The sequence below is a fragment of the Bacillus haikouensis genome (genome assembly GCF_013179555.1).
In the GTDB taxonomy this organism is placed as follows: domain Bacteria; phylum Bacillota; class Bacilli; order Bacillales; family Bacillaceae_B; genus Rossellomorea; species Rossellomorea haikouensis_A.
In genome coordinates, this window is sequence record NZ_JABMCR010000221.1 from 1 (window position 1) to 6,918 (window position 6,918).

Annotated in this window: 10 protein-coding genes; 6 read left to right on the plus strand and 4 right to left on the minus strand. The window is 39.0% G+C overall.

Annotated features, from left to right (window positions below; all coding sequences use genetic code 11):
• The first annotated feature begins 388 nt into the window (after nt 1-388).
• Nucleotides 389-883: a GyrI-like domain-containing protein gene (locus HP456_RS17640; RefSeq protein WP_312857790.1), complete on the plus strand. Its 495-nt coding sequence runs from the start codon at nt 389-391 to the stop codon at nt 881-883.
• A gap of 223 nt (nt 884-1,106) precedes the next feature.
• Here HP456_RS17640 and HP456_RS17645 read toward each other — a convergent pair whose 3' ends face one another.
• Complete coding sequence (locus tag HP456_RS17645; protein ID WP_172253541.1) at nt 1,107-1,436, minus strand: hypothetical protein; 330 nt, start codon at nt 1,434-1,436, stop codon at nt 1,107-1,109.
• Between the two features lie 322 nt (nt 1,437-1,758).
• A complete protein-coding gene (locus HP456_RS17650; protein WP_172253543.1) occupies nt 1,759-2,307 on the minus strand; it encodes a GNAT family N-acetyltransferase in 549 nt (182 codons plus the stop codon).
• A 208-nt stretch (nt 2,308-2,515) separates the two neighbouring features.
• Between HP456_RS17650 and HP456_RS25115 the strand changes: the two genes are divergently transcribed.
• The 5 genes from HP456_RS25115 (at nt 2,516) to HP456_RS17675 (ending at nt 5,956) form a co-directional block, all read left to right on the plus strand.
• Nucleotides 2,516-2,737: a GNAT family N-acetyltransferase gene (locus tag HP456_RS25115; RefSeq protein WP_246289205.1), complete on the plus strand. Its 222-nt coding sequence runs from the start codon at nt 2,516-2,518 to the stop codon at nt 2,735-2,737.
• Nucleotides 2,738-2,990: 253 nt separating this feature from the next.
• On the plus strand, nt 2,991-3,446 hold the full coding sequence (locus tag HP456_RS17660) for a GNAT family N-acetyltransferase (RefSeq protein WP_172253545.1): 456 nt from the start codon (nt 2,991-2,993) through the stop codon (nt 3,444-3,446).
• 16 nt (nt 3,447-3,462) lie between these two features.
• Nucleotides 3,463-4,080, plus strand: a complete 618-nt coding sequence (locus HP456_RS17665; protein ID WP_172253547.1) for an HAD family hydrolase — start codon at nt 3,463-3,465, stop codon at nt 4,078-4,080.
• Nucleotides 4,081-4,316: 236 nt separating this feature from the next.
• Nucleotides 4,317-5,255, plus strand: a complete 939-nt coding sequence (gene glsA, locus HP456_RS17670) for a glutaminase A (protein ID WP_172253549.1) — start codon at nt 4,317-4,319, stop codon at nt 5,253-5,255.
• 149 nt (nt 5,256-5,404) lie between these two features.
• Nucleotides 5,405-5,956, plus strand: coding sequence for an AAA family ATPase (locus tag HP456_RS17675; RefSeq protein WP_172253551.1), 552 nt, complete (start codon nt 5,405-5,407; stop codon nt 5,954-5,956).
• A gap of 41 nt (nt 5,957-5,997) precedes the next feature.
• Here HP456_RS17675 and HP456_RS17680 read toward each other — a convergent pair whose 3' ends face one another.
• On the minus strand, nt 5,998-6,384 hold the full coding sequence (locus HP456_RS17680) for a sporulation protein (RefSeq protein WP_172253553.1): 387 nt from the start codon (nt 6,382-6,384) through the stop codon (nt 5,998-6,000).
• Nucleotides 6,385-6,516 (minus strand): FbpB family small basic protein, encoded by a 132-nt coding sequence (locus HP456_RS17685; protein WP_216663334.1) that lies wholly within the window; start codon nt 6,514-6,516, stop codon nt 6,385-6,387.
• Nucleotides 6,517-6,918: the final 402 nt, after the last annotated feature.

The window sequence follows — 6,918 nt, forward strand, 5'->3', positions numbered from 1 at the left end:
TTACAATGTTGATAAAGAATGGAAGGAGGTCGAGGGCCATTCTAAATTTACTATTGGGGTATATCATTTTATCCATTCCCGCGTTGCTCGTGGTACTATTTTTCAAACATAAATCAAAGAAAGAATTAGAGAAATTTGATGAAAATGAGTATACCTCGAATCAATGATTAGAAAAACATGCCCGGGGCTGCGGTTCCAGGCATGTTTTTTTGTTGGTATATATAGGTTTAACTGACGATGTGATCTACTCAGAATCGACAGAAATATCAGGATCACCATACAATTTGAAGTGAGCATAAGCCCTAAATTTAATTCAATGTTAAGAAGGGATTATCTTTATTGGTCAGAATATATAAAATGTGAAAATATTTTTAGGAGGAGAGTTAACGTGGAAGAATGGAGATACGACATCATTGAGCTTCAGCCATACCGTGCCATCGGTTTGAAATGGGACGGAGCATACACTGAGATTCCTGAACTGAAGAAAATCATTCACAACATGCAAGAACGCGTAAATGAACTGGAACATGCAGTAAATCCCAAGCTGCAATTAGGTTTATCTTATCATCTCCGCCCGGATGGATTCATTCACTACTCAGTATATGAAGTGAGTGCAGAACAGAAGATACCAGAAGGCATGGAAGAAGTATTGGTGCCAGGGATGCATTATTTCAGGACCCATCATCCAAAAGGGAGCGACATCGGCAGAACTTACATGAACATTTATCAGTGGATGAAAGAAAAAGGTAAGTATAAACCTTATGTTGAGAATGGACTTGAGTATTATGACGACTTGCCTATCAAACACGAACAGTATCCTTTTGATCGTGATTTAAGTGACCCTCATTTTGAAATACTAATTCCGGTTAAGAAGGAGAAATAAACGATTTAAAGAAAAGCAGAATAAGATGCTTTCCCATTGGAAAGAAGTTGAGAAAGGCATTTTATTTCAGAAGAGCAATGCTTGTCCTATTAAAGGTTATCCTGCTGTGGCAATTCCCCTGGAGTTCTCTATACCGCCCCTGATTGTACCAATCACATTTGTACTGATATATGCGGAGTTTGAAGCCTATTGTCCAGACTTAAGAGAACGACTGACTTTCATTTCATGGGAATGTCATACTGCAAAAAATGAACCCATCCGATTTGGGATGGGCCCTGATATTATCTGCCGCAGTTACATTTTTCACTGTGATGTCCCCGGTGATTGTGACAGTTGCATTTTGAATGATTCTTACAGCCGCATGAATGATGATCTTTCTTGCAACCGCAATTGCTGTGTGCTGTTTTACAGCTGCAATTGTTCCAATCCCTATGTTCGTTATCATTGTGTTTACACTTACAGGAATGGTCGTCCTTAATTTTAAAGCACTTTTGTTCAACGGCTTCTTTTCTTCTGGAGTCTCTGCAGACAGGATGGTCGTAATCGTCATCATAGCAAGAGCAGTGTCCGAACATCAAGTTGTCCCAGAAATTGCAGCGATTATGACATTTTTTATCGCAGCCATGAGAGTTTGCAAACCACATACTTCTTCCCCCTAACTCCGCGTATTTGCCGAAGGTAATATTTCGACTTAATACATTGTATGTATTTTTGTCCATTCGGTATGGACGTGCACCTATTTCTGAGGTTTTTCCATGAATGGCACGGGGGAAGTGGTGTATATTTTACTTAATGCTGCAAAAAATCGCTCAGAAATTCTGAACGTTTTGGTTCCTTGCTATTCATATATTCAAAATAGACGGCAGTTATTTAGACTACATTTTCCTTTCCCATTCATCATGAAGCATCCCGTAAACGACATGGTCGACAAAATGGTCATACAGCCATTCAGCCTGTCTGATTGTGCCTTCTTGCACGAAGCCCAGCCGCTCGGGAATACTTCTGCTTTTTTTGTTTCCGACAGCTGCTCTGATATCCACTTTGTTTAGTTTATAATATTCAAATGCATAGTCAGTTAACGCTTTTGCGACCCTCGTCATAATTCCATTCCCTTGGTAATCCTTATGCAGCCAATACCCGATATAAGCTGTTTTGTTGGACCAATCAATCGTGTTATATCCGGCAGTTCCAACTGCGTTTCCTTTATAGAATATGACTGTGGTCATACTTTTATTTTCAGCATAGCTGCGCATGCATCCTTGAATGAACTCCTTCGAATCCTCGATTTTTTTCGTAAAGTCCACCCAGCCGAGCCACTCTTTCAGATGCTCACGTGAGGTATCCACTAGAAGGAACATGTCTTCTGCATCCTCCAAGTCAACTAATTTCAAATATAAATCATCATCAATCTTATGTATAAACATCAAAAACACCCCTTTCATTAATATTGTATAATTTTACTATATAAATAGATATAATTCTCATAATATTATAAAATGTTTAATTACCAGGGATTTTTACGGGAAAAGGGGAGTCATTAACATGCGCATCTATGAATTAAAGGAGAGAACCGACATATTCGAAGAATCAGTAAATGCCTTTTGGAATTAGTGGGGCAGTGAAGAAAACTACATGTTTTATAAAGACTGCATGCTTCGTTCATGTAAGACCGAAGAAGACGTACCCAGATTCTACGTGGCAATAGAGAACGAGAAAATCATTGGTACGTTTGCCATCCTCCGAAATGATATTAACAGCCGTCAGGATTTGACTCCCTGGCTTGCATGTGTATATGTCGATCCTGCATTCAGGGGCAGAGGGCTCGGCGGACAATTCCTCCAGACCGCTTTATAGAAAGCCACAGAAAAAGGCTATAAAAAACTTTATCTGGCAACCGACCTGGAAAAATATTATGAAAAATATGGGTGGATTCATTCGACCGAAGCTTTCGGATTAGGAGGAAATTCATTAAAAATATATGAAAAAACGACAGTGAATTCAGAGAACTAAAATGAAGAGCGTGATAATAAAGCAATCACACTTAGTTCATTTGGAATAGAGCCTTGAAAAAGAACCCTGAAATTATTTATAGAAGGATGATGGCTTTGTGATACAAAAGATTGACATTACTCAAGAGGCTGAGGCATTAAAGGTATTACGCCTCCAATATCAGTCATATAGAATTGAAGCTGAAATGATTGGATTCGATCAATTGCCTCCACTTAAGGAGACATCGGCTGACTTACAGCAATCAAGGGAAACGTTTTACGGTTATTATGAACAAAATGAATTATCTGGCGTCATTTCTTTTAAGCATGATCAGGGTGTTATCGATATTCACAGATTGATGGTTCATCCCAGTCATTTCAGAAAAGGCATCGCTAATAAACTGCTCTGCGAACTTGAAATGAATGAGAAGGATGTGAAATCATTGGTTGTATCCACAGGATCAAAAAACCTTCCCGCCATTGATCTTTATATAAAATTCGGTTTTGAAGTTATTGCGGAAAAGGAAATAACACAGGGATTACGGCTGACTTTTTTCAAGAAAGAGCTGTTTTAAACTAGGAGGGGTAACAATGGACAGTATCATTTTCGATTTGGACGGGACCCTATGGGATTCCAGGAAAACTGTTGTAAATGCATGGAATAAGATCATTAGAAGTCATGATAAAGTGCAAGAGGAAATTACCACACAACAGCTGAAGGAAACAATGGGGCTGCAGATGCATGAAATTGGCAGAATATTGTTTCCCAAACTTAATGAAGAAGAGAGGGAGCACTTTATGAACGAATGCTCCGATGTTGAGACCAGGCTACTCAGTGAAAGAGGCGGAACACTCTATAACCAGGTGGAAGAAGTACTTGTAGCCTTGGCGAAAAAGTACAAATTATTTATTGTAAGCAATTGCCAGCACGGTTACATAGAAGCTTTTTATAACTATCATAGATTGGAAAAGCATTTCATCGATTATGAAAACCCTGGTAGAACCGGCCTGTCAAAAGGGGAAAATATTAAACTGATTATGGAACGAAACCATTTAAGGGAGCCTGTTTACGTTGGTGATACAGAAGGTGACCGGAAAGCTGCCCTTGATGCAGATATTCCATTTGTTTATGCAAAATATGGATTCGGGGAAGTAAAGAAGCACGATTATGTGATCAAATCTTTCGAGGAATTATTAGATATATTTTAAAAATGAGCAGTATAAAATTTGATACTCGTTTTCTTTCAAGGCGGCATACTGGAGATGAAGAACATCCAATGGAGCAAATTCAGAAGGCACAAGAGTAGAAGTGAACCGGATATTTTCAGATAAAGGTCAGCATGCTCAGGGATATCCAATCATTTGATTCAACATACAATACCTATCATTAAGTAGGTTGAATTTGGGTAAATACTAAATATAGACCGATTTGAGGAGGAACTGGATTGCAAAAGCTATCAAATCAATTCATGGAAGAAGTGGTAAAAGCATGCAGACCATTTACCTCCCATGGAGAAGTTGTCGATCATATACCGGGGCTGGATCAATCCCATGCCACCGACCTGGGGGTAACCATCATCACGCAAAAAGGGGAAATCTATTCGGCAGGTGAGGATGAATGCCGCTTTTCTCTTCAAAGTATTTCAAAAGTCATCATCTTGTTAATGGCTTTGGAAGACTTCGGTAAGGAAGTGGTCTTTCAAAAAGTAGGAATGGAACCTACCGATGATTTCTTCAATTCGATATCCAATCTTGAAGACTATGAAGGACACAGGCCATTTAATCCACTCATCAATTCCGGAGCCATTGCCACAGCAAGTCTTATCAATGGGTCATCAGTTGAGGAACGTTTTGAACGAATCTGTTCGTTCCTTCAAACGATCACAAGTGACGATAGAGTCAAATTTAACGAAGAGGTATATCAATCTGAAGTGAAAAACGGTGCCCGTAATCGAAGCCTGGCGTATTTCATGGAAAGTACAGGCGTTCTCTCAAACAAAGACGCGGAAGAGGCTCTCGACCTTTATTATCGGTTAAATTCAATTGACGTAAATTCACTTGCTCTTGCTAAGCTCGGTTGTTTTCTGATCAATCACGGAAGACATATCGAAACAGGTGAACAGTTGATCCAGGCGCACCACGTCCGAACCGTGAAAGCCATCATGCTTACTTCTGGTATGTATAATGAGTCCGGTACATATGCTGTCGAAGTAGGCTTCCCTTTGAAAAGCGGAGTTTCCGGAAGCATAGTCGGAGCTGTGCCTGGACGGATGGGCATAGGAATAATCGGTCCTGCCATCAATAAAAAGGGAAACAGCGTTGCCGGCGGACAAGTATTACGATTGCTTTCCGAAAAACTGAAGCTTAATATTTTTCACGATTAGTTTCTCGGTAAAGATCAAAGCAGCTTATGGCGTGTTTATTTTTATTTTCATCAAAAAGGATAGTAATCATTCAATATCGAATATACCAACCGAGGTGATAATAAAATGAGTTGGAGAAATGATTTTAAAACAAATACGGGGAAGAGGAAATGATCATTATGATCAATGGCGCTTTCGGTGCGGGAAAAACGACTATAGCAAGTGAGCTTATAACTAAACTGGATAACAGCATGCTTTTCGATCCTGAACTAGTGGGATACATGGTTAGGGAGATCCTGCCCGATAAGATCAAAAAAGCTGAGTCGAAAAGTGGAGATTTTCAACACTTCGAGCTTTGGAGAATCCTCACTGTAGAAACAGCCCGAACCCTTAAAAGAAAGTATGGGAAGAACCTTATTGTACCTATGACGATAAGGGTTCCGGAATACTTCACTTACATAGTCAGCGGTTTCAAAGATATTGATGAACATACTCTCCATTTTTGTCTGCAGGCAAGCAGGGAAACGATTTTTTCCAGGCTGCGAAACAGGGGAGAAGAGGAAGGGAATTGGTGTTTCCAGCAAACGATTAAGTGCATCGACGCATTCGCAGAGTATAATTTTGGTGAATATATAGATACGGAGAATGTAGGAATTGATTCTGTGGTAACGGAGATTTTGGGCAAGTTAGACCAACTAAAAACATACAAAGTAATGTCTTGATATAAAGAAAACGCCCATGTCGGGCGTTTTCTTTAGTTGAGCTAGGCAATGACCGTTATCCAATCCTCATCCAGGCTCTCAACTCCTTTATCAAAAGTAAGTTTTGTTTTAAAGAGATAGCGGATACCCTTCTCATTGACCCTTAATTGTTTGGGTATTCTATAAACAAAATTCAGTTTATTGGTTTCATCCGGCTCAAGTTCCTCTGACTTATAGATCGTGGTGGAATCGATCGTTTTCTCAATTGAATGTTTATCGACCATGACTAAATCACAGTCGATCCGCCTCAGTTTTTGTTTTACTATCCCGCCTTCCAGCAGAAAATAACCGTTCAATGACTCACCTGGGTGAAAGGATGTCTTCGGTAATACTAAATCAATTTTTGCAGCGCCGACACCAAACATTGAGACATATTTTCTAAGCAGCATTCAGGCATCCTCCTTCATATTTTTTATATATTTCAGATCTATTTTCCTTTCGATTCTTTCCATTTCATTTTTATCATGTAATATTTGTTCTTTATTCTTATTAATTAATTGTTGTAAATTTTTCTTAATCAAGATGATCGCATCCTTTCAAGTTTAGGCTGGGTATACAAAAAGACCTTTACCAATTTGGTAAAGGTCTTTTTCTGCATATATCAACCTTCACCAGCTGGTAAAGGTCTCGCTAACAACATTGTTGTCAATAAAGCCGAGAGCTGTTAACTCTGTAATGACGACTTTATTGTAAAAGCTACTCCCCTTTAGGAGAATATGAATTTATATTTTTATATTAAAGCCTGCAGATTAAATTGTCAATCGAAAAACATTTTGCAGCAGAGGCAGAGAGAGAAAGTAAGCTAGAACCTATTGCCCACAGATCTCTCAATATGTTAAACTTTATTTACACGGTAAAATAAAGTTTACTGAGTAAAATTAGTTACAGGGGATGTTCTTATGAAATCGATGTTTATCATCAAG

Coding starts and splice junctions, on each gene's coding strand:
- HP456_RS17645 (WP_172253541.1), bottom strand. CDS start 1,436: ATGATGACGATTACGACCATCCTGTCTGCAGAGACTCCAGAAGAAAAG.
- HP456_RS17650 (WP_172253543.1), bottom strand. CDS start 2,307: ATGTTTATACATAAGATTGATGATGATTTATATTTGAAATTAGTTGAC.
- HP456_RS25115 (WP_246289205.1), top strand. CDS start 2,516: ATGTTTTATAAAGACTGCATGCTTCGTTCATGTAAGACCGAAGAAGAC.
- HP456_RS17665 (WP_172253547.1), top strand. CDS start 3,463: ATGGACAGTATCATTTTCGATTTGGACGGGACCCTATGGGATTCCAGG.
- HP456_RS17675 (WP_172253551.1), top strand. CDS start 5,405: ATGATCATTATGATCAATGGCGCTTTCGGTGCGGGAAAAACGACTATA.
- HP456_RS17680 (WP_172253553.1), bottom strand. CDS start 6,384: ATGCTGCTTAGAAAATATGTCTCAATGTTTGGTGTCGGCGCTGCAAAA.